The sequence below is a fragment of the Alloalcanivorax profundimaris genome (genome assembly GCF_015265435.1).
Classification (GTDB): Bacteria; Pseudomonadota; Gammaproteobacteria; order Pseudomonadales; family Alcanivoracaceae; genus Alloalcanivorax; species Alloalcanivorax profundimaris.
The window spans coordinates 83,744-105,878 of sequence record NZ_JABJWH010000010.1; the positions used below are offsets into that span (position 1 = coordinate 83,744).

Annotated in this window: 22 protein-coding genes and 1 tRNA gene; 8 read left to right on the forward strand and 15 right to left on the reverse strand. The window is 67.5% G+C overall.

The genetic code is table 11. From position 1 onward, the window contains the following. Positions 1-104: 104 nt before the first annotated feature. Positions 105-1,079: an HTH-type transcriptional regulator CysB gene (gene cysB, locus HMJ39_RS06600; RefSeq protein WP_194296701.1), complete on the reverse strand. Its 975-nt coding sequence runs from the start codon at positions 1,077-1,079 to the stop codon at positions 105-107. Positions 1,080-1,181: 102 nt separating this feature from the next. Then, positions 1,182-2,087 (reverse strand): 5'-nucleotidase, encoded by a 906-nt coding sequence (locus HMJ39_RS06605; RefSeq protein WP_161385110.1) that lies wholly within the window; start codon positions 2,085-2,087, stop codon positions 1,182-1,184. Positions 2,088-2,303: 216 nt separating this feature from the next. Here HMJ39_RS06605 and HMJ39_RS06610 point away from each other — a divergent pair, with 216 nt between their 5' ends. Continuing rightward, positions 2,304-2,975, forward strand: a complete 672-nt coding sequence (locus HMJ39_RS06610; protein ID WP_161385109.1) for a hypothetical protein — start codon at positions 2,304-2,306, stop codon at positions 2,973-2,975. 56 nt (positions 2,976-3,031) lie between these two features. Here HMJ39_RS06610 and HMJ39_RS06615 read toward each other — a convergent pair whose 3' ends face one another. Continuing rightward, a complete protein-coding gene (locus HMJ39_RS06615) occupies positions 3,032-3,700 on the reverse strand; it encodes a hypothetical protein (protein WP_161385108.1) in 669 nt (222 codons plus the stop codon). A gap of 129 nt (positions 3,701-3,829) precedes the next feature. Beyond that, positions 3,830-4,291: a DUF2489 domain-containing protein gene (locus HMJ39_RS06620; protein ID WP_228462195.1), complete on the reverse strand. Its 462-nt coding sequence runs from the start codon at positions 4,289-4,291 to the stop codon at positions 3,830-3,832. A gap of 125 nt (positions 4,292-4,416) precedes the next feature. Here HMJ39_RS06620 and HMJ39_RS06625 point away from each other — a divergent pair, with 125 nt between their 5' ends. The 5 genes from HMJ39_RS06625 to mtnC are packed head-to-tail and all read left to right on the forward strand — an operon-like array spanning position 4,417 to position 7,799. Continuing rightward, entirely contained in the window at positions 4,417-4,866 is a 450-nt protein-coding gene (locus tag HMJ39_RS06625) for a PGPGW domain-containing protein (RefSeq protein ID WP_161385107.1), read from the forward strand. Beyond that, entirely contained in the window at positions 4,867-5,904 is a 1,038-nt protein-coding gene (gene mtnA, locus HMJ39_RS06630; RefSeq protein WP_194296702.1) for an S-methyl-5-thioribose-1-phosphate isomerase, read from the forward strand. Beyond that, positions 5,901-6,530 (forward strand): methylthioribulose 1-phosphate dehydratase, encoded by a 630-nt coding sequence (locus HMJ39_RS06635; protein WP_194296703.1) that lies wholly within the window; start codon positions 5,901-5,903, stop codon positions 6,528-6,530. The genes mtnA and HMJ39_RS06635 overlap by 4 nt, the downstream gene beginning before the upstream one ends. Positions 6,531-6,559: 29 nt before the next feature. After that, the gene (locus HMJ39_RS06640) at positions 6,560-7,105 is read left to right on the forward strand and encodes a 1,2-dihydroxy-3-keto-5-methylthiopentene dioxygenase (RefSeq protein WP_194296704.1); all 546 of its coding nucleotides are present in this window, start codon (positions 6,560-6,562) and stop codon (positions 7,103-7,105) included. A gap of 7 nt (positions 7,106-7,112) precedes the next feature. Further along, a complete protein-coding gene (gene mtnC, locus HMJ39_RS06645; RefSeq protein ID WP_194296705.1) occupies positions 7,113-7,799 on the forward strand; it encodes an acireductone synthase in 687 nt (228 codons plus the stop codon). Between the two features lie 7 nt (positions 7,800-7,806). Here mtnC and HMJ39_RS06650 read toward each other — a convergent pair whose 3' ends face one another. Beyond that, entirely contained in the window at positions 7,807-8,919 is a 1,113-nt protein-coding gene (locus tag HMJ39_RS06650; RefSeq protein ID WP_194296706.1) for a methyltransferase, read from the reverse strand. Positions 8,920-9,058: 139 nt separating this feature from the next. On the opposite strand from HMJ39_RS06650, the gene HMJ39_RS06655 reads away from it, so the two are divergent. Then, positions 9,059-9,135: transfer RNA gene (locus HMJ39_RS06655), tRNA-Pro, on the forward strand. Positions 9,136-9,415: 280 nt separating this feature from the next. Here HMJ39_RS06655 and HMJ39_RS06660 read toward each other — a convergent pair. Continuing rightward, positions 9,416-10,195, reverse strand: a complete 780-nt coding sequence (locus tag HMJ39_RS06660) for a DUF481 domain-containing protein (RefSeq protein WP_194296707.1) — start codon at positions 10,193-10,195, stop codon at positions 9,416-9,418. 206 nt (positions 10,196-10,401) lie between these two features. On the opposite strand from HMJ39_RS06660, the gene metH reads away from it, so the two are divergent. Continuing rightward, the gene (metH, locus tag HMJ39_RS06665) at positions 10,402-14,103 is read left to right on the forward strand and encodes a methionine synthase (RefSeq protein ID WP_194296708.1); all 3,702 of its coding nucleotides are present in this window, start codon (positions 10,402-10,404) and stop codon (positions 14,101-14,103) included. Positions 14,104-14,270: 167 nt separating this feature from the next. Here metH and HMJ39_RS06670 read toward each other — a convergent pair whose 3' ends face one another. The 9 genes from HMJ39_RS06670 to gspG are packed head-to-tail and all read right to left on the reverse strand — an operon-like array spanning position 14,271 to position 22,089. After that, positions 14,271-16,265 carry a PEP-utilizing enzyme gene (locus HMJ39_RS06670; protein ID WP_194296709.1) on the reverse strand — a complete coding sequence of 665 codons (1,995 nt, stop codon included), beginning with the start codon at positions 16,263-16,265 and terminating at the stop codon, positions 14,271-14,273. Positions 16,266-16,295: 30 nt separating this feature from the next. Continuing rightward, positions 16,296-17,015, reverse strand: coding sequence for a lipoprotein intramolecular transacylase Lit (locus HMJ39_RS06675; protein ID WP_194296710.1), 720 nt, complete (start codon positions 17,013-17,015; stop codon positions 16,296-16,298). After that, positions 17,016-17,540, reverse strand: a complete 525-nt coding sequence (gspM, locus tag HMJ39_RS06680; protein WP_161385097.1) for a type II secretion system protein GspM — start codon at positions 17,538-17,540, stop codon at positions 17,016-17,018. After that, positions 17,537-18,700 carry a type II secretion system protein GspL gene (gspL, locus tag HMJ39_RS06685; RefSeq protein ID WP_194296711.1) on the reverse strand — a complete coding sequence of 388 codons (1,164 nt, stop codon included), beginning with the start codon at positions 18,698-18,700 and terminating at the stop codon, positions 17,537-17,539. Before gspL ends, gspM begins: the two co-directional genes overlap by 4 nt. Positions 18,701-18,712: 12 nt before the next feature. Continuing rightward, positions 18,713-19,765 carry a type II secretion system minor pseudopilin GspK gene (gspK, locus tag HMJ39_RS06690; RefSeq protein ID WP_267130486.1) on the reverse strand — a complete coding sequence of 351 codons (1,053 nt, stop codon included), beginning with the start codon at positions 19,763-19,765 and terminating at the stop codon, positions 18,713-18,715. Positions 19,766-19,794: 29 nt separating this feature from the next. Next, entirely contained in the window at positions 19,795-20,433 is a 639-nt protein-coding gene (gene gspJ, locus HMJ39_RS06695) for a type II secretion system minor pseudopilin GspJ (protein WP_228462196.1), read from the reverse strand. Next, positions 20,430-20,900, reverse strand: coding sequence for a type II secretion system minor pseudopilin GspI (gspI, locus tag HMJ39_RS06700; RefSeq protein ID WP_194296713.1), 471 nt, complete (start codon positions 20,898-20,900; stop codon positions 20,430-20,432). Before gspI ends, gspJ begins: the two co-directional genes overlap by 4 nt. Next, entirely contained in the window at positions 20,897-21,649 is a 753-nt protein-coding gene (locus tag HMJ39_RS06705) for a prepilin-type N-terminal cleavage/methylation domain-containing protein (protein WP_194296714.1), read from the reverse strand. Before HMJ39_RS06705 ends, gspI begins: the two co-directional genes overlap by 4 nt. A gap of 8 nt (positions 21,650-21,657) precedes the next feature. Further along, on the reverse strand, positions 21,658-22,089 hold the full coding sequence (gene gspG, locus HMJ39_RS06710) for a type II secretion system major pseudopilin GspG (protein WP_161385092.1): 432 nt from the start codon (positions 22,087-22,089) through the stop codon (positions 21,658-21,660). Positions 22,090-22,135: the final 46 nt, after the last annotated feature.

The window sequence follows — 22,135 nt, forward strand, 5'->3', positions numbered from 1 at the left end:
GATCCCCTTAATCGGTAAGTGCTCGGTAAAAGGCGCGCACAATGTAGCGGCGCCCCGGCGGCTTTGCAACGCCGCCCGCGCGGCGCGCCCGGGGCCCGGCGGCGTCAGCGCGAGGGCAGCTCCAGGTCGGCGAACAGCGCCTCCCGTTCCTCCCGGGTGGCGGCCGCCACGGCGGCGTCCACTCGCTCACGGGTGAGGTGCGGCGCGAACTGCTGCAGGAATTCGTACATGAAGCCGCGCAGGAAGGTGCCCTTGCGGAAGCCGATGCGGGTGGTGCTGGGCTCGAACAGATGGCCGGCATCCAGGTTCACCAGGCCCTTGTCCTGAACCGGGTCCACCGCCATGTGGGCGACGATGCCCACGCCCATGCCCAGGCGCACGTAGGTCTTGATCACGTCGGCGTCGGCGGCGGTGAACACCACCCGGGGCTCCAGGCCCAATCGGGCGAAGGCGTCGTCGAGCTTGCTGCGGCCGGTGAAGCCGAACACATAGGTGACCAGCGGATACTCCGCCAGGGCTTCCAGGGTGAGCGGCTTGACCTTGGTGAGCGGGTGCCCTTCCGGCACCACCACGGTACGGTTCCAGCGGTAGCAGGGCATCATGATCAGATCGGTGAAATGCTCCAGGGCCTCGGTGGCGATGGCGAAATCGACGCTGCCGTTGGCGGCCATCTCGGCGATCTGCATGGGGGTGCCCTGGTTCATGTGCAGCGACACATCGGGGAATCGCTTGGTGAACTGCTGGATCACCGGCGGCAGCGCATAGCGGGCCTGGGTGTGGGTGGTGGCGATGCTCAGGTCGCCCTTGGTCTCGTCGCGGAATTCCTGGGCCACCCGCTTGATCGCCTCGGTCTGCTGGAGGATCTCGCCGGCGATGCGCAGGATCGATTCCCCGGCCGGGGTGATGTGGGTGAGATGCTTGCCGCTGCGCGCGAACACCTCCACGCCGAGCTCATCCTCGAGCATGCGGATCTGCTTGCTGATGCCGGGCTGAGAGGTGTAGAGAGCCTGGGCGGTGGCGGACACATTGAGATCGTGGCGGGCCACTTCCCATATGTAGCGGAGTTGCTGCAGCTTCATTCCACGCTCCTCGACCGCCTTCGATACCGCAAGTCAGTTATAAAAATACGGAAAATTATGCGTTCCAAGCATAGTAGCCCGTGAAGACGCTGGCAACGGGGGCTAGGAGCGGGGGTTGGAGATGCCGTGGGGCACATGGCCGGCGGCCACGTGCTCACGGGCGGATTCGCAGTGGCCCTGCTGGTCGTCGAAGAACACGTCGGCGCCGAACGCCTTGAGGAAGGGCCCCTTGGGCAGCCCGCCCAGGAACAGGCTTTCGTCCAGGCGGATGCCCCATTCCCGCAGGGTGCGCACCACCCGCTCGTGGGCCGGCGCCGAGCGGGCGGTGACCAGGGCGGTGCGGATCGGGCAGCGGTCGGCGGGAAATTCCCGCTGAATCTGATGCAGCGCTTCCAGGAACGCCTTGAAGGGGCCGTCGCTGAGCGGTTGCCGGGCGGCCTGCTTCTCGCTTTCGGTGAAGGCTTCCAGGCCGGCGCTCTGGAACACCTGCTCGGATTCGTCGGAGAACAGCACCGCGTCACCGTCGAAGGCGATGCGCAGCACCTCGTCCTTGGGATCCAGGGTGGCCCCGGACAAAATGGTGGCGGCGGCGTAGCCGGCGTCGAGCACCTGGCGCACGTCCCTCGGGTCCGTGGACAGGAACAGATGGGCGCCGAACGCGGACACGTAGCGGTGCGGACTCTGGCCGCCGGCGAAGGCGGCCCGGGTGATCGGCAGCCGGTAGTGCTCGATGGAATTGAACACGCGCAGACCGGTGTCGGAGCTGTTGCGCGACAGCAGAATCACTTCCACCCGGCCGCGCCCCTCCTCCATCTCATTGATGGCCAGCAGCTTCTTGACCAGCGGAAAGGCATCGCCGGGGCGCAGGATGTCGTCCTCGTGGGAAACCTGATAATCCTGGAACGCATCCAGACCCTGGTTCTCGAACACCTGATGGCTGTCGCTCAGGTCGAACAGGGCCCGGGAGCTGATCGCCACCACCAATTTGCCATCGAAAGAAACCGGCATAACGCTTCCGTTGTTGATTCAGGCGCACAGTATCGCCGCTCACCGGCGCGGCGACAACGGCCGCGGCGGTTACACGAATTCATCATAAAGCCCGCGTTTCCGGGCGCTGGGGCTGTTGTCCAGCCGAATAATGTGACATACAGTTTCAAGCGGATCGGTAATCAGGCCCTCAGCGATCCGCCCACCGCCAACCGAACAGGGGAAAGGGAGTCATCCATGGCCGCGAACAAGGTAAAGACCCGGCTCGACGATCTGCAAAGCCAGATTCGTAAACTCGCCGAGCGCTTCGACAAGGAAAGGGAAAAACAGATCGCCCAGTTGGAAAGCCAACTGGACAAGGCCCGCCAGCGTGTCAGCGATGAAATGAATCGCCGCCGCGAACGGCTCAACCGCCTCGAGAAGCTGCAGGCCGACTACCGGGATAAAGCCTCCTCCACGGTTCAGCGCCAGGTGGACCGCGCCCGCAAGGCGGTGGATGACGCGCGCCAGCGCGTGGATGATTCCCAAGCCCGCAAACGCATTCTGGAAACCGAGGTGCGCGTTCTCAAGGCCACCGCCAAGCAGGCAAGCGGCCTGGCCAAGGTGATCAGCCAGTACGAAAAGGATCTGGAGAAGCGTGCCCGGGACATCGAGAAACGGGTAACGCCCAAGAAAGCCGCCAAGAAGGCCGCCACCAAGAGCCCCGCCAAGAAAAGCGCCGCGAAGAAGAAAGCCACCACCAGGAAAGCGGCGGTGAAGAAGAGCGCGGCGAAGAAAACCACCGCCAAGAAAACCGCCAGCAAGAAGGCCGCCACGCGCAAGAAAGCCCCGGCCAAGAAGGCGGCCGCACCACAGCCCGCCCCCACCGGCGCTGGCACGCCGTCCGGCGACGGCTCCGCCTCCAGCTGACCGGGTCGGCCGGGTCGCCACGCGACCCGGTCCGCCTCACCCCGCCGAAGCCCGGTTCAGGGCGCCAGCAGCAAGGATTCGAAATACGCCACCACCGGCTTGCGGTGGGCCCGGTCCATGGCCGGAATGCCCTTCTCCACCGAGGAGGCGGACGCCTTCTTGATGGTGGTGCGCGCGCCGGACACCAGGCCCCGGTTAATGCGGCCCAGTTCCAGATTGCCCACGGTCTTGTCCAGATAGTTCTCGATGGCGCCGGCGCTGATGCCGTCCATCACTTCCACCAGATGCTTCATCTCGCCCTGGCCGTCGGCGAACTCCTGGAACACCAGGCTGGCCCGTTCCGCCAGGGACGGTGTCAGCGGGTAGCCGATGTACACCTGGCCGTCCTTCTCCAGGCGCAGCGCCGCGAAATGCTCCGCCAGGGCGCGCTGTTCCTCCACGCTGGCCTTGCGCATCAAGCGGCCGGCCAGGCCGTGGGCGGCCTTGTTGATGACCTTCATGGCGCCCAGGATCACGTTCACCGCCGTGCCCTTGGCGTTGACCGCGTCGATGGGGCCGGTGAAATAGGTGTGCAGCACCTCGTCCAGGAAGGGATCCATGATCGCTTCCAGTTTGGCCACGTGATCGCGGTCCGGTTCACCGCGCGCGGATTCGATGAAGGTGTCGATGCGGTCGCGCAATTGCTCGGAGGCCGGGAAGGCCACGTAAAGAGTGGAATCGCTCATAACGCTGGATTGGACTCACTGCGAAAGGAGGCGGGATGATACTTCAACGTCTCAATGCCCTCGCCGCTCTCGCGACCAGGGGGCGCGTCTGTAGAGTCATTGGTGCGGCATCACGGCCGGATCGCGGCTTCAGCCGCGATCGGGGGAAAACCGCGCCTGCCATTGATTGATCACGTCCTGCAATCGCCGGGTGGCGGCCAACACCGCCTCGTTCTGTTCGTCTTCCAGGCGCAACCGGTCCAGGTCCTGGCGATTGCGCTCGCGGGCACTGAGCTGGCGGCGGGTTTCGCCCCGGTCGAAACCGCCCACGTCCTCGGCGAGCCGGTGAATGGCGGCCACGTCCACCTTCGGCTGCACGTCCTGGGGCAGGCAGTCCAACAACACGCTCATGCGGATGGTGGCCTCACTGCTGTCCACCTGCCCCTGCAGCAATGCCCGGGACAGCACATCCAGGCTGGCCACCACTTCGCGGTGGCGCGCCGCCTGGCGCCGGCGTTCCTGGCGGCGCGCCATCCAGCGCCAGATCAGACCGCCCAGGGCGGCGCCGATGGCCAGACCGGCCAGGGCGGCGAGAATCAGTTTCCAGATCATCGGCAAACGGCTCCGTGATGCTCGACTTAAGGGCGCCGGGGCGATTGAATTGCCCCGGCGGTGCCGCCATTGTACGTCACGGAACGTCCGCAACCCATCAAGCGGCCGGAGCATGGAGACGCCTTTTGCAATTCAACCTGCCCGCCTGGCTGGAGCCCCTGGTCCGGCACCTGGAACCCTGGCTGCCGGCGCTCACCGCCATCGGCGTGGTGATGGCCCTGGCCTCGGCGCTGGCCATCCCCTGGCTGGTGGTGCGCATGCCCGTGGATTACTTCAACACCCCGTCCCGGCCGCTGCATTACCGGGGCCCGCTGGCCTGGCTGATGTGGTTGCTGCGCAACGCCTTCGCCCTGGTGCTGCTGGCGGCCGGCATCCTTATGCTGGTGCTGCCCGGCCAGGGCATCCTGACCATCCTGATCGCCCTCATGGTCAGCACCTTCCCGGGGAAATACCGCCTGGAACGCGCTATTATGCGCCGCCCCGGGGTACTGCGCTCCACCAACTGGATCCGTCGCCGTTACGGCCGGCCGCCACTCAACCGGCCGCGCCCGGACAGCGACGGCGAGAGGACCTGAATGCCCATTGAAAGCCCGGCCATTCACTGGCTCGACGATCATCTGCTGCTGCTCGATCAACGCCGCCTGCCCGCGGCCACCGAGTGGCTGGACGTGCGCGACGCCGCCGGCGCCGCCGAGGCGATCCGCCGGATGGCGGTGCGCGGCGCCCCGGCCATCGGCATCACCGCCGCCTACGGGCTGGCCCTGGAAGCCCTGCGCCTGGGCCCCCGCGCCCACGCCGCCGGCCTGGAGCCGGCCCTGGCCGCCCTCGCCGCCAGCCGGCCCACGGCGGTGAACCTGTTCTGGGCCCTGGACCGCCTGCGCGAGCGCTTCGAGGGCGAGCCCGGCGCGGCCCTGGCCCGCCGGCTGGTCCGCGAGGCGGAGCGCATTCATCAGGAAGACCAGGCCGCCAACCAGCGGCTCGGGGAGCTGGGCGCCGCCCTGCTGCCGAGCAACGCCACCCTTTATACCCACTGCAATACCGGCGCCCTGGCCACCGGCGGCCACGGCACCGCGCTCGGCATCGTGCGTTCCGCCTGGCGCAGCGGCCACCTGGCCGGCGTCTACGCCGGCGAAACCCGTCCCTGGCTGCAGGGCGCCCGGCTCACCGCCTGGGAACTGATGCAGGAGAACATCCCCGTGACCCTGGTGGCGGACAGCGCCGCCGGGCTGCTCATGGCCCAGGGCCGCATCGACGCGGTGGTGGTGGGCGCCGACCGCATCGCCGCCAACGGCGACACCGCCAACAAGATCGGCACCTACAACCTGGCGGTGCTGGCCCGCCACCATGATATTCCCTTTATCGTGGCGGCCCCGGACTCCACCCTGGACCCGGCCATGGCCGACGGCGGCGGCATCGTCATCGAGGAGCGCGACGGCGACGAAGTGCGACGTGTCGGCGACACGCCGCTGGCCCCGGAAGGCTGCCCGGTCTACAACCCGGCCTTCGACGTCACCCCGGCGGCGCTCATCAGCGCCATCGTCACCGAGAGCGGCGTGATCGAATCGCCCTCCCCGGCCGCCCTCGCCGACCATTTCGCGCGGAGCCCGTCATGACCGAACGCCCTTACTCCACCAGCGCCTACCGGGAAGCGGCCCGGACCCTGGCGGCCACCGGCCGGCGTCTTTACCAGCACGGCTGGTCGCCGGCCACCAGCAGCAACTATTCCCAGCGTCTGAACGCCGGCCACGCGGCGATCACCCGCTCCGGCCGCGACAAGGGCCTGCTGCAGGAAACCGACATCATGGTGGTGGACCTGGACGGCCGCCCGGTGGGCGACGGCAAACCGTCCGCGGAGACCCTGCTGCACACCGGCCTGTACCGCCGCGACCCGGCCATCGGCGCGGTGCTGCACACCCACAGCCACGCCGCCACGGTGCTGACCATGCACTGGCCCGCCGACCACGTGACCCTGGAAGGCTATGAGCTGCTCAAGGCGCTGGACGGTATCGACACCCACGAAAGCCGGCTTACCATTCCGGTGTTCGACAACAGCCAGGACATCGCCGCCCTGGCGGCGGACGTGGATCGGCAACTGGACGCGGGACGCATCACCCACGCCTACTTGATCCGTGGCCACGGCCTCTATACCTGGGCGGCGGACATGCCCGCCTGTTACCGGCAGCTGGAAGCCCTGGAAACCCTGCTGGCGGTGGAACTGGACCGCCGCCGGCTGGGCTGACCCGGGCCGCGACCTGAACGAGGACCGTTATGAGCAACCTGAAAATCTACCGCGAAGGGCATCCGGAAAGCCCGGAGAAGATCGTCAACGACAAGCTCGCCATGGCCGATGAGCTGAACCGCGTGGGCGTGCGCTACGAACAATGGGAGGCCAGCGCCCGGCTCAGCGAACAGCCGGAACAGGACGAGGTGATCGCCGCCTACCGCGACGACATCGAGCGCCTCAAGCGCGAGGAAGGCTACCAGACCGTGGACGTGGTCAGCATGACCCCGGACCACCCGCAAAAAGAGGCGGCACGCGGCAAGTTCCTGGACGAGCACCGCCACGGCGAGGACGAGGTGCGTTTCTTCGTGGAAGGCCAGGGACTGTTCACCCTGCACATCGGCGAGCGCGTCTACGAGGTTCTGTGCACCAAGGGCGACCTGATCTCGGTGCCCGCCAACACCCCGCACTGGTTCGACATGGGCCCCAACCCGCGTTTCACCGCCATCCGGCTGTTCAACAACCCGGAGGGCTGGGTGGCCAACTTCACCGGCGACGACATCGCCCTGCGCTTCAACCGCCTGGACAACTGAGACGACCATGACCATCGAGGCGATTCTCACCGACATCGAAGGGACCGTGGGCAGCATCCGCTTCGTCAAGGAAGTGCTGTTCCCCTACGCGGACCAGCAAATGGAAACGTTCCTGACGCGACATTGGAACGACCCGGCGGTGGCCTCGGCGGTGGCCGATGCCGCCGGCGACAGCGGTGAAATCCTGGACGATCCGGCGAGCGCGGCGGCCCTGCTGCGCCGCTGGATCGCCGAGGATCGCAAGGCCACGCCGCTGAAAACCCTGCAGGGGCTGATCTGGCGGGCCGGTTATGAAAACGGCGACTACCGTGCCCACGTCTATCCGGACGCGGTGGAGGGGCTGCGCCGCTGGCACCGCGACGGCCTGGCCCTGTACGTTTATTCCTCCGGCTCGATCGCCGCCCAGAAGCTGTTCTTCGGCCATTCCGAGGCCGGCGATCTGACGCCGCTGTTCAATGGCTACTTCGACACCACCAGCGGCGGCAAGAAGGAGGCGGACAGCTACCGCGCCATCCAGGCGGAGATTGGCGTGGCGCCGCAAGCGATCCTGTTTCTCTCCGACGTGGAGGCGGAACTGGACGCCGCCCGCGCCGCCGGCCTCCACACCGTTCTGCTGGACCGCGACGACGCCATCGCGGACAGCGATCATCGCCGGGTCACCACCTTCGACGACATCGCGCCGGGCGCCCTCTAAGCCCGGCTCAGTCGTTCACGCAGCGGTAAATCACGAACTTGTCGTTGGCCGCCAGGCGCTCCGCCTGGCCGAACAGCTTGGCCAGCGGCCGCCGGTACGGCAGATGGCCGTTGGCCACCACCCGCAGCTCACCGCCGGGGGCCAGGTGCCGCCGGGCGTGGCGGAACAGGGTGCGGGCGACGCCGTCGTCCACCGCGTGGCCCCGGTGAAACGGCGGGTTCAGCAGGATTACATCGAAGCGCCGCTCCAGCCCGTCCAGGCCGTGGCCGAGATGGAATTCATGCCGGTGCGAGGGGCCGAACAGCGCGGCGGCGTTGGCGCGGGCACTCTCCACCGCCAGCCAGGACACGTCGCAGAAGGTCACCCGGACCTGGGGATTGTCCGCCGCCAGACTCAGCCCCAACACGCCATTGCCGCAGCCCAGGTCCGCCGCCTCACCGGTCACGTCACGGGGAAGATGGTCGAGCAGGAAACGGGCGCCGATGTCCAGATGCCGGCGGCCGAAGACACCGGCCCCGGCGCTCAGTGTCCAGCCCCGGCGCGGCACCTCCACCTGGCCGGGCGCCGGTACCGGCTCGATCACCCGGCCCGGCGCCCGGGCCCGGAACACCCGCGCTTTCTTCCAGCCATGGCCGGCCTGGCCGTTGCCAAGGTAGCGCTCCATCAAGGGCACCAGTTGCGCGGGCAGATGCTTATCCATGCCGGCCAGCAGAATCGGCGTGTTGGCGGGTACCGTTTCCGCCAGCCAGGCCAGTTGCGCTTCAAGCAGGGACAACGACTTGGGCAGGCGCATCAGCACCTGGTCCGGCGGCGACGGCGGCGTGGCGCGCGGCCACAGCCAGGCGGCCGGGTCCAGGGGACGGTGGTTGTCCTCGCCGTTGGCGAGGGCGGCGCGGCGCGCCACCCAGTCGTCACCGGCGCTCCAGGCCGGGCCCCGGGCCGCCGCGCTCAACCAGAGCGCGCCGCACTGATCGTTGATCACCAGGGTCGCCGGGCCGGTGCCCTCCTCTTCCAGAAGACGGACCAGATAATGGTCGGCGCCGTCGAACGCTTGCAGGGTTTCGCCGCGCCGGCGCGGCCAGCGCCGCAACACAAGCTCACCAAAGCGGGTTTCTGGCATCGGGGGCTCCCGGGTCGGATTGAAGGGCCGGCATTGTGCCCGCCGCCGGGTCCCTTGGCCAGAATATCGTCAACCGAACCACGGACCGGTTTAAAACGGTGGCATTCTGAAATTTCGCTGCTAGAATACGCCGCACATTCGGAGTATAGCTCAGCCTGGTAGAGCACTACGTTCGGGACGTAGGGGTCGCAGGTTCGAATCCTGCTACTCCGACCAAATAAAAAAGCCGGCCTTCGCGAGAAGGCCGGCTTTTTTTTGGTTCATCGCGCTTTGGCGGGAAGTCTCGCTCCAGCCGGGGCGCGACTCAGGGCGCGACGCCCTTCCGGGAACGCCGCAAGTACGTCCCTGTAGGCTCCCTTTCGAACGTCCTGTTCTCAAGGGTCCCGGAAGGGCGTCGCGCCCTGAGCCGCTGAGCAGTGAGCCTCGGCGTCACGGTTCCATCCAACCGCGGATGGAGCGGTAGGAGCGGCTTTAGCCGCGAAAAGACTCCGCCTGCTTAGAAGGTGTAAACCACGGAGGCGGTGGTTTCCTGGTCGGTCTTGTGGGTGCCCGCCGGCACCTCGGAGTCCCGGGTCACCAGGTGGGTAAGCCGCAGCGCGAAATGGTCGTTGATGCGCGAGGTCAGCGACGTCTCGGAGCGCAGGGTGGTGTTGTCGTCGGACACCTCGGTGCTGAGATCCTGGCGGAACGAGGAGGTGTCGGTGATCTTCCATTTGTAGCTGCCGGCGAAGCGGCCGATCAGGCTCTCTTCCTTGTCGTCGCAGCTGGTGTAGGAATCCTCCGGCTCCAGGCACTCCACGCGGTAACCGGGACCGGCTTCCAGGTCCAGGGTGTGGGCCGGCGTTTCGATGAATCGGCGACCGATACCGAACGCGTAGCTGGCCTGGTACTGGTACCCGGAGAAGTTGTCCTTGTCGTAGGTGATGACGTTGAACAGGTAGTTGTTCTCGGGGAGCTTGCGGTCCAGCTTGTAGGAAGCGTAGTAGCGCTCGGCGGTGCGTTCCTGCTCGCCGTCGTCGTCCTCGCCCACCGTATTGACGCTCTCCGCCTTGGCGGTGTGGCGCCAGTCCTGTCCGTCGTAGGCGGCGTTGGCCTTGCCGACCACGGATTCGGTATCACTGTTGCCGCTTTTCAGCAGATAGGACGCTTCCACCTCGATGTCCCAGGCCCGTTCCTGCGCGGTTTCCTGATCGGTGCCGTCGTCCGCCTCCTGGGCGTGCGAGATCACGGGCAATACCGCCATGCCGCAGGCCAGGGCCAGCCATTGTTTTCGCATTACTCCTCCAATGTTCAGTACCCGAAAAGCCTCTCAGGGTGAGGGTCAGGGGGCCAATTATGCGTAAAGGGGGCCATTGCCTGTACCCTGGAACCGCTTTTTTACATTTTCTCCACAATCGGCGCGCGCCGGGGGCCGTGGCGCTTTGGGGAACGCGGCCCCGTGCGAGTATACTGCGCGCCTTAGCGAGTTTTCAGGAGTGCTCAATGACCGCCCACCGCCGCGAACAGCTCAATGCCCTGCTCCGCGATCGTATTCTGATCCTGGATGGTGGCATGGGGACCATGATCCAGCGCCTCAAGTTGAGCGAGGAGGAATACCGCGGCAGCCAGTACGCCGACTGGCATTGCGATCTCAAAGGCAACAATGACCTGCTCAGCGTCACCCAGCCGGAAAAGATCGAGCAGTTGCACCTTGACTACCTGAACGCCGGCGCCGACATCATCGAGACCAATTCCTTCAACAGTACCTCCATCGCCATGGCGGACTACGACATGCAGGAATTGGTCCGCGACATCAACCTGGCCGCCGCCCGGGTGGCGCGCCGCGCCGCCGACGCCGTGGCCACCGCCGAGCGGCCGCGCTTCGTGGCCGGGGTGCTGGGCCCCACCAACCGCACCGCGAGCATCAGCCCGGATGTGAACGACCCCGGCTTCCGGGCGGTGAACTTCGATCAGCTGGTGGCCGCCTATCGGGAAGCCACCGATGCCCTGGTACAGGGCGGCGTGGACCTGATCCTGATCGAAACCATCTTCGACACGCTCAATGCCAAGGCGGCGGTGTTCGCCGTGGACCAGTACTGCTACGAGCAGGGCATCGACCTGCCAGTGATGATCTCCGGCACCATCACCGACGCCTCCGGCCGCACCCTCACCGGGCAGACCACGGAGGCGTTCTACAACTCGCTGCGCCACGCCCGGCCGCTGTCCATCGGCCTGAACTGCGCCCTCGGCCCCACCGAGCTGCGCGCCTACGTGGAAGAGCTGTCGCGCATCAGCGAGTACCCGGTGTCCGCCCACCCCAACGCCGGCCTGCCCAACGAGATGGGCGAGTACGACCTGGACGCGGTCACCATGGCCCGGGAAATCGGTGCCTGGGCCGGGAAAGGCTTTCTCAACATCATCGGCGGCTGCTGCGGCACCACCCCGGAGCACATCGCCGCCATCGCCGAGGCGGTGCGCGACGCGGCACCCCGGAAACTGCCGGAGATTCCGGTGGAGTGCCGGCTGTCCGGCCTGGAACCGTGCAACATCGCCCCGGACTCCCTGTTCGTGAACGTCGGTGAGCGCACCAACGTGACCGGCTCCAAGCGCTTCCTGCGGCTGATCAAGGACGAGGACTACGACACCGCCCTGGACGTGGCCCGTGACCAGGTGGAGAACGGTGCGCAGATCATCGACATCAACATGGACGAGGGCATGCTGGAGTCCAAGGACTGCATGGTGCGGTTCCTGAACCTGGTGGCCGCGGAGCCGGAGATCTCCAAGGTGCCGATCATGATCGACTCCTCCAAGTGGGAGGTCATGGAGGCGGGGCTCAAGTGCATCCAGGGCAAGGGCGTGGTGAACTCCATTTCCCTGAAGGAAGGCGAGGAATCCTTCCTGCACCAGGCGCGGCTGATTCGCCGCTACGGCGCCGCCGCCGTGGTCATGGCGTTCGACGAGAACGGCCAGGCGGAGAGCCGCGACGAGAAGGTGCGCATCTGCGGCCGCGCCTACAAGCTGCTCACCGAGGAAGTGGGCTTCCCGCCGGAAGACATTATTTTCGACCCCAACATCTTCGCCATCGCCACCGGCATCGAGGAGCACAACAACTACGCGGTGGACTTCATCGAGGCGGTGGCGGAGATCAAGCGCACCCTGCCCCATGCGCTCATTTCCGGCGGCGTTTCCAACGTGAGTTTCTCGTTCCGGGGCAACAACCCGGTGCGCGAGGCGATCCACGCGGTGTTCCTGTACCACGCCATCAAGGCGGGCATGGACATGGGCATCGTCAATCCCGGCCAGCTGGCGATCTACGAGGACATTCCCGAGGAGCTGCGCGACGCGGTGGAGGACGTGGTCCTCAACCGCCGCGAGGACGGCACCGAGCGCCTCCTGGACCTGGCCGAGAAGTACAAGGGTTCCGGCGACAAGGAAACCAAGAAGGCGGACCAGGAATGGCGTTCCTGGCCGGTGGAGAAGCGTCTCGAGCACGCCCTGGTCAAGGGCGTGGCCGACTACGTGGAGGAAGACACCGAACTGGCCCGCCAGAACGCGGAGCGCCCCCTGCACGTGATCGAGGGGCCGCTGATGGACGGCATGAACGTGGTCGGCGATCTGTTCGGCGCCGGCAAGATGTTCCTGCCCCAGGTGGTGAAATCCGCCCGGGTGATGAAGAAAGCCGTGGCCTATCTGCTTCCTTACATGGAAAAGGAACGGGAAGAGATGGGCACCCAGGACGAGTCCAATGGCCGGGTGCTGATGGCCACGGTGAAGGGCGACGTCCACGACATCGGCAAGAACATCGTCGGCGTGGTGCTGCAGTGCAACGGCTACGAGGTCATCGATCTGGGCGTGATGGTGCCCTGCGAGAAAATCCTGGAGACCGCCCGCGAGGAAAAGGTGGACGTGATCGGCCTGTCCGGCCTGATCACCCCGTCCCTGGACGAGATGGTGCACGTGGCCGCGGAGATGGAACGCCTGGGCATGGAACAGCCGCTGCTGATCGGCGGCGCCACCACCAGCCGCATCCACACGGCGGTGAAGATCGATCCGGAATACCACAACCCGGTGGTGCACGTGGCGGACGCCTCCCGGGCGGTGGGCGTGGTGTCGCGCCTGCTCTCGGAAACCCAGCACGACGACTACGTGGCCGAGGTGAAGGACACCTACGAAACCCTGCGCGAGCGGCGCAAGCAGCAGCAGGTGGACCGCTCCCTGGTGCCGATCGCCGATGCCCGCGCCAACCGCTTCCAGCCGGACTGGAGCGACTACACGCCACCGGAGCCCAGGGTGAAGGGCCTCAAGGTGTTCGACGACTACCCGCTGGACGAGCTGGTGGAACGCATCGACTGGACGCCCTTCTTCCGCTCCTGGGAGCTGGCCGGCAAGTTCCCGCGCATCCTCGACGACGAGGTGGTGGGCGAGGAAGCCACCAAGCTCTACAAGGACGCCCGCGCCATGCTCGACCGCATCGTCGCCGAGAAATGGCTCACCGCCCGTGGCGTGATCGGCTTCTGGCCGGCGCGCTCGGACATGGACGACATCGAGCTGTTGCGCGAGCCCGGCGACGCGGAACCCTTCATGACCCTGCACCATTTACGCCAGCAGCTGGATCGCAAGAAGAACGACAAGCCCAACTACGCGCTCAGCGACTTCATCGCCCCCAAGGACAGCGGCAAGCAGGACTGGCTGGGCGGCTTCGCGGTCACCGCCGGCATCGGCATCGACGAGCATGTGAAGCGCTTCGAGGATGATCACGACGATTACAGCTCGATCATGATCAAGGCGCTGGCCGACCGCCTGGCGGAAGCCTTCGCCGAACGCATGCACGAGCGGGTGCGCAAGGAGTTCTGGGGCTACGACGCCGACGAAACGCTCAGCAACCAGGAGATCATCTCCGAGAAATACCGGGGCATCCGCCCGGCGCCGGGCTACCCGGCCTGTCCGGACCACACCGAGAAGGCACTGCTCTGGGAGCTGCTGGAGCCGGAAAAAAACGCCGGCATGACGCTCACCGAGTCCTACGCCATGTTCCCGGCGGCGGCGGTGTCCGGCTGGTACTTCGCCCACCCGGAAGCGCGCTACTTCGGCACCGGCAAACTGGCTCGCGACCAGATGGACGATTACGCCGCCCGCAAGGGCATGGAGCGCAAGGACATCGAGCGGATGGTGCCGCACTTGCTGGGTTACATAGAGGACAGCTAGAGGACAGTTAACAGTTAATAATTAACAGTTAAGAGTTAACAGTTCGCGGGTGGGGCCGCGGACTGATTCCTGGGCCGTGCCCGCGCTTTGGGATGAGGGGAGGTTGTTGGCGTTAAAACAGCGCGGGCACGGCCTTTCCGTTCACTCGGCGCCACCCGCGCCGCTGTTCACTGTTCACTATTCACTGTTAACTCGCCCAAGTCGCCATCGACTTGGGCGCCCTGCCCGTCCACCACGCTGTGCATGATGTCGCTGACGCCCCAGACGGCCGGAATCGCGCAGGCGCGGGCCAGGCCGGCGGCGGCGTTGAGCGGGTCGCGGCCGGCGATCACCAGCGCGCCGGCCTGGGCCAGCCAGGGCACCCAGCTCGGATCCACCTGATCCACCACCACGATGTCACCGGGCTGCAAGCGGTTCAGGGCCCAGGCGCTGCACAGCCGGCGCAAAGGTCCCGTCACCCGGCCGGGCACCAGGCCGGTGCCGCGCAGCACCGGGCTGGGCCGGCCACCGCCGCCGAAGCCGAACCCGATGCGGTCCATCTTCCAGTCCGGCGCGCCGGCGTGGGCGTCCTCCAGGTAGCGCACCTTGCGCTGGCCGAGCACCTCGCCGGCGGCGGAGCCGGGAATCCGGCGCTCCACCCACAGCTCCCAGAGTTCATCGAAGTACAGAAAGAACACATCGTCCCGGTGCGCGAGCAGCTTCTCCTGCACCAGCACCGCCGCCAGTTGCAGCAACAGCGCGCGCAAGCGGGCGCCGAGCAGGAAACGCAGGTCCCTGGCGTGGCGCCACTGGGCCAGCAGCGGCGCCACGGCCTCCGGCGGGGCCTCCCCGGCGGCCGCATCCAGGGACCGCCGCGCGGCGCGCAGGCTGCTCCTTTGCGCCGGTTTCTCGCACAGCGGGGCGTGCACCGGATCGGCGCCGGGGCGCAGGTCGCTGGCGTCGATGATCGTTTCGTCACCGGCCAGCACCGCTTCCAGCACCGCCTTTTCCCGGTCGCCCAGTAGCCAGGCCAGCGGCACCGGCCCGCCCTGACGGGCCAGGCCGTCGGGCACCGTGAGATAGGACAAGGCGCCGTCCTGCCGGGCCAGCCGTTCGCCCAGGCGATCCAGGCCCATGAGGGCGCGCCAGGCCCGTTCGCGATCCAGGGCCGGCGGCCGCCAGCGGCGCAGGCGCCGCTCGATGCGCGCCAGTTCCCAGCCGGTTCGCGCACGGCTCAGCGCCCCCGGCGGCGGCGCCGGGGCCTCGCCCTCGCCCACCGTTTCCAGGGGCTGCCAGGCCGGCGGCACCTTGTCCGCCACGCCGGGGTGCCGATCCTGCAGGCGGCGGAAGAATTCGCTGTTGGTGTAGAGGTGGCTCTGCTGGCGCCGGTAGGGTTCCACCCGGGCCAGATCCGCCCAGCCCCGGCGCGCCGCCAGCGGCGCCCAGAATTCGGTTTTCAGCCAGCGTCCGGCCAGGGTGTACCACAGCGGGGTAAGCGCCTGATTGAACAACGCCGGGGCGGCGCGTCGGGTCCAGACCTCCTTGGGCACCGGCAGGGAGCCCACCGGCAGGGTCTGCAGCAACCACAGGGTGTCGCCGTCAAAGATCCATTCGCCGGCCTGGGGCCGCTCGAAGCGGCGCCGCAGCTGCTCCGCCAGGGCCAGCAGACGCGGCGCGCCGACCAGATCGTCGAGGGCGGCGTCGCTGTCGCTGCGATAGACCAGATGCCCGTGGTCGTCGAAGATCAGACGCTGGCGCCGGTCGTCGCCGTCGGTGACCCCCTCCACCACCATATGGGAAAGGTCCTGACGCAGTGGATGGCGAGTGAACAGCACGCCGGCGGCGCACTGACGCGGCAACGCCTGCACCACCACCTGCCGGGGCGGGTCGGCGCGACGGAACAGCGACGACAGCGCCGCCGCCAGGGCCTCGTCGGAATCCAGATTGACCAGGCTTTCCCGCTGCGAGCCCTCGTTCATGGCCCCCTGGTGCAGCACCCAGTAGCGTTGTCCGTTGAACATGCGCGGCAAGCCGCGCAGCTCACGTACCAGCGCCGCCGTGTCCAGGGCCAGCACCGCCTCGCGGCTGATGCGCCAGCTCGGCGGCACCGGCAGCCCGGATGCCGCCCAGCGTTGTACGTTCTCGCTCCCCCGCTCGTCGGCGGCCAGTACTTCAATGCTCATGCCGTTGGACAGTTCTTTGGATATGAATGGTTATCGGCGCGCGCGCCGGACCAGCGCCAGACCGCCCCGATAAAGCAGCGGCGTGAGCACCAGCGTCCCCCCCACCAGAACCACGGCGATACCGCCGAACAGCACCGGTGCCTTCATCAGCGTGCTCATCAGCGAGTCCTGCCAATAAAAGAACCATTCGTGCTCGGCGGGAAACAACCAGATATGAAAGCGGTAAAACACCGCCGTGGGCCCGGCAACGACCAGCCAACCTACCATAGCCAGCAACGGCGTCACAGCGACCAGCGCCCGGGCTCGCCAACCGGGCGGCGGCCGCGCCGCCCTGGCCCAGGCCAGGGGCAGCCACAGCACAGCCGCCACCAGCAGCGCCCAGCGGCCAAGGTCGATCAGATGGGCCACGTCCCGGAGGTGCAGCACCTCGGCATGGCGCAGCAGCGGAATGTCATGTCCCTGGCGATCCCGGTAGGACAACGCCGCCAGGCCCCGGCCGCCATCGTGCACGGCGACGCGGATATCGTGGAACAGGGCCTGGTGTTCGGCGGCGTCCAGATACTGGAAATCGCGCCGGTGATAGCGGTTCAGCGGGGCGTATTCGTCGATATGGGGGCCGATGTCCAGGGCGTCGTACCAGAACGGGTAGCCGTAATCCGCCCGCGCATAGAGGCCCCAGGTGATCCCCAGGGCCAACGCCACGGTGGTCAGGCCGTAGGCGAACCAGGCCGCCAGGGACAGGGCCTTCATTCAGCGTGTCAGGGTGGCCCGCAGGGAGGCGGTGCCGGGCTTGTCGCCGGCGCTCATCTCCATGGTGGCCAGGGTCAGGCCCTTCTGTTCCAAGGACTGCAGCCACATCAGCATGGGGCTGGCGGGCTGGTTCTCCAGTTGCACGCGCACGGATTCATTGCCGTTGGGGGTAAAGCCGCGCAGGGTGAGGCCGTAGGACTGGGCCGAGCGGCTGATGTTGCTGACCCAGTTGCTGCCCAGTTGCTCGCCACCGCCGGAGCGATTGCCCCGGGCGGCGCGCACCGCGTCGGCGTTGCTTTCGATCCAGGCCAGGGTCTGCTGGTTGGCGATGTAGCGCTGGCGGGCGGATTCCCGCGCCTCCCAGCTGGGCTGCCAGATCAGCCAGTAGACCACGGCCACCGCCAACAGGGCGGCGAGCAGTTGCAGGATGCGCTGCTCGCGGGTTTCCCGGTCCTGGTACCAGGCCACCGCCGGGGCCAGTTTCTTGTCCAGTTCATCGCGCAGCTGTCGTACTTTCTGGTTCATCCGGCCTGCTCCACCTTGACCCGCGCGGTGACGCCGCTGGCGCCGTTACGGTAGTTGGCGATGGTGGCCTGGACGCCCTTCTCGCGAAGCGCGGTCTGCAATTTCTCCACCTGGTTGTATTCCTTGGCGCCCAGATCCAGCAGCAGGCTGCCGTCGCGCTGGTCGAACTGGATGCGCTTGGGCTCCACCTCGCTGGCGCCCAGGGTGGACGCCACCGCCGGCAGCACCGCGAACAGCGTGCCGCCACCGCCCTCGCCGCCACTGCCCAGCCGCGCCAGGCGCGCCTCGAACTGGCGGCGCAGGCCGGAGGTGGCGCGGTCGCCGGGGAACAGGGACTGGTACAGCTCGGCGGCGTCGGCGAAGGCCTGGTCGGCGGCCTGCTGGTAGCGCCATTGCTGGGCCCAGACCGCCGCCAGGGCGATCAGGAACACCGCCGCCGCCAGCCCGGCCACCGGTTTCCACGGCGCCCAGGGGGACGGCCCGCTGCGCTGGCTCTGGCGCGCCGCGTAGGGGCCCTGCAGCACCTCCACGCCACGGTCGGCGGCGAGGCCGGCGCGCAGCCGGTCGCACAGAGTCAGGTCGTCCTCCAGCCGGGTGAAGGGCCGCTCCTCGTCGTGGTGCAGGGCGATCAGCGCCTCACGCTGGTCGGCGTCGGCCACCAGCGCCTGGTCGCGCTCCAGGATCAGGCTGCCCCAGTGGTCCACGGTGATCAGCACCGGGGTCTCCGGGGCCAGCAGGTCGGCGTCCACCCGCAGCCGGGCGGCGCGCACGCCGGCCTCGCGGCAGGCGGCCAGCAACGCTTCCAGGGCCTCCCGGTTGATCACCGCCACCGGGTAACGGCCGTGCTCCGCCTTGCCGGTGGCGAACCACAGGGCCTCCGGCGGCTCCAGCAGCTGCTCCTCGAGCAGATACGGCAACACCCGCTGAAGGTGGCGGGCCTGCTTGCGGCTCAGGGTCACCCCGGTGAGCAACGCCTCGGCGCTGGTCAGCACCAGGTCCACGGCGGCGCCGGCCCGTTCGTTGAGGGCCTGGGCCAGGGTCAGGCGCTCCGGCGTCTCGCCGGCGCCCGCCTGGTACAGCACCGTCGCCTCCTCGAGGCCGGCATCCCGGTACCGGCTGAATGCCCCCGGGGCCAGATAGATCAAAGCTGATTCGGCCAAAATTCCCGTCCTTTACGTCCCTGGAATACTGTCTATCACATTGTTGTTGTCATCGCCCGCATTGTAGAAGGGATTGCAGGCCGGTTCGAGCGGCGCCAGCAGCGGCTTGACCTGGCGGCTGTACACCCGGGTGCCGTCGGCGCCGCCGGCGGCGGCCCGCCGCACGCGGCTGACCAGACGGCTCAGATCACCGTTCACTTCCACGTCCACCATGATCTGGAAATACTCGCTGGCCACCCCGAGACGCTCGCTGAGCGCCTGGCGCTGTTCTTCCTCCAGACTGGCGAAGGGTTCCTCCTGCATCAAGGTGCCCACGTCGGCGATGGGCTCCTCCTGGCGCAGCCGCACCACCGCCTCGGCGGCTTCGCCGCCGGCGTAGGGGCCGAGCACCGCATCCAGTACCGGCTGGGGCGCGGTGTTCAGGTTCAGGGTGATGTCGGTGGGCAACGCCGTGAACAGCCCCCACATGGCCGGGTCGGGAAACAGGTCGGCGACCTGGAAATCGCGCAGCGCGCGCAGCTCGCTTTCGTGGGCCACCGGCATGTTGGGAGTACGGCGCAGCCGGTACTCCGCGTCCTCGGCGCCTTCCACGGCATCGACGATGTTGTTGCTGTCGATCCAGTCCGCCATCTGGTTGGCCAGCAGGCTGGCCTTGGCCGAATCCGGCAGGGTCTGCTCCAGCAGCCGCTGGAGCATGTCCCGGGCCTGGTCGTCGCGCTGGAAACCGGTGCCCTGGGCCTCCACCAGCCAGTTCAGGTTGAAGCGGCCCTGCAGGTCCTGAACGCTGGCGCTGAGGATGGCGTCCTCGTAGGGCGTGGGGGTCAGCTCCACCGCCCATTGCTCCTCCACGCAGTCGTCCACCTGCTGGTTTTCCTGGCGGTCGCCCTCCAGGTCGTCGTTAAGGCCCTGCACCGCCACCACCTCGGCGGCCATGGCGTACTGATAGCGCTTGTCCCACTGAAGCAGGTTCTCGGTGCGGGTGCGGAAGCGGTCCTGGCGGAACATCACCTCGGTGGTGATGGCCGCCAGGATGGCGAACAGCATCAGCACGATGATCAGGGCCATGCCCCGCTGCCGGGCCCGGCTCGCTCCCTTCAAGCCGCCCATGGGTTCACCACCGTGCGGAAGAAGCGGTGCAGCCGCTCGCCGCTTTCCAGTTCGATTTCCACCTCCACGCTCTTGGGCAAACGCTGCTGCCACACCGGCGTGTTCATCAGCGCCGGCTCCGGCCAGAATTCCAGCCAGCCCCATTCGCCGTTCTGGGTGCGGTCGAGGTAGCGCACCTTGAAGCGCTCCACGTCCTTGAGCAGCACGTCCTCCTGGTATTCGGTGGCCACGTTGGTGTCCAGCACCGGCCAGTAGCGGCGGTACAGCGTGTGCCCCTCCAGGGCGTACACCACCCGCTGCATCTCGCTGCGGCGGCGCAAATGGAAGGGGTTGGACCAGCCCAGGCGGGTGAACTCCACGTAATCGTCCCGGCCGAAGATGGCCGGCTGGGGGTCGCCATAGGGGTCACGCACCGGCCGCGCGATCAGTTGCTCGAAGTCCAGGGTCAGGTAGGTCACCGCACGCTGGGCGTTTTCCAGCTCGGTGGCGCCCTCACTGAGCATGTCCCGGTTGGCCAGCGCCCGGTTGAGGAATTCCACCGCCAGGACGTACATCATCGCGAAGATGGCGATGGTGACCAGCACCTCGAGCAGGGTGAAGCCCCGCGCCCGTCGCCGCATCATCATCCCCCCGTCAGATCCTGGCTGCCGCCGCCGTCGGCGCCGCCGCCACCGCCGGGTTGCTGGAACTGGTTATTGTCGTCGGCGGGCCTGCCGATCAGGCTGGCCAGGGTGTACATGGGATCCCGTTCCTGGTCGTCGATGATCTCGCCCACCTCGATGTCCACTCGGCGGGTATCCGGGTAGGGACCGGCGCTCACGGTACTGCGCACCCACCATTCCCGGTCGCCCCGGGTCACGGTGGTGTCATTGGTGCCGGTTTCCGGCCATTGCTGGTACACCTGCATCTCCACCAGCTTGTCGGCGGCCACCATGTAGGCCCGGCGGGTGTCGTCGATGCTGCGGTAGGCCACCGCGCTGGCGCCCAGAGTCTGGCTGAGGGTGACCATGGCCAGGGCCAGGATGGCCACGGCCAGCACCACCTCCACCAGGGTGAAGCCGCCCTGGCGCCGGCGTCCCGCGAACCGGGTCATCGGTCGTCTCCCAGAAAGTCGTCGTCGATCAGTTGATCGTCGTCGTCGGGCTTGTCGTCCGGGGCGGTGAGCGCCTCTTCCGCTTCCTCGTTGTCCGGATCGCGCACCTTGCCCAGGGCGCTGAGCCGGCGGCGGGTTTCCAGGTCGATGTCGTCGCTGGAACGCAGGGTGAAGGTGATCGGAGTGGTCTCGCCGCTGGGGAAGAAGAACACCTGGGGCAGGATCTCGTCCTGCTCGTCGTCGTCCTCCCCGGCGCGTTCCTCGGCGCGGGCGCGCTCCTCGTCGAGCAGACCGCCCTGCCCCTGTTCCTCGCCGCCGCCGAACGGGTTGTCGGACACCAGGCGTTCGGCTACCTGGTCCAGGCCCATGCGTTCTTCCTCGTCACTGGGCAGATCATCCAGCTGCCAGGTGAGTTCCAGACCGGCGGGCAGGCGGCGCGCCTGCAGCCCATTGCCCTGGGCGGACACGAACTGGCGCTCGCCCACGTCGTAGACCAGCGGCGTCCAGCCCCGCTCGGTGAGGCGCAGGGCCATCAACCTGCCACCGAACAGGCTCTGCTCGTTGAGCAGGGTCAGGGTGTCGGACAGCTTGGCCACCTCGCCATCCAGCTGGCGCTCGTCGTCCATCCACACCGGGACCACCAGCACCGCCAGGGAGAGCATGGCGATCAGGCCGACCACCACCAGGATTTCCAGCAGGGTGAAGCCCCCTTGCCGGAGGCCCCCCGGGACGCCGCGCCGTACCCCCATGACCGGGATCAGCCGTCGCTGTCGCGCCAGCTGATGTCGGCGTCGGTGCCGTCACCGCCCTCGGCGCCGTCCGCGCCCAGGGAATACAGGTCGAAGGGGCCGTCCACGCCGGGGCTGATGTAGACGTAGTCATTGCCCCAGGGGTCCTCCGGCAGGCTCGGCAGGTAGCCGCCTTCCGGCCATTTCTTGGCGGACGCCTGGCGCTCCACCAGGGCGTTGAGACCCTCCTCGGTGCTCGGGTAGGTACCGTTGTTGAACTTGTACATGTCGAGCTGCTGCACGATGCGCGACATGTTGGTCTTGGCGATGTCGACCTTGGCCTGTTCCCCTTGGCCGATCACGTTGGGCACGATCATGGCCGCCAGCAGGCCGATGATGGCCACCACCACCATGATTTCCAGCAGGGTGAAACCGCCCTGCGCGCGTTGCATCGTTTTCATGAGTCACCTTTTGGTATTGTCTGGAATTACATCCCTGTCGGGTGGG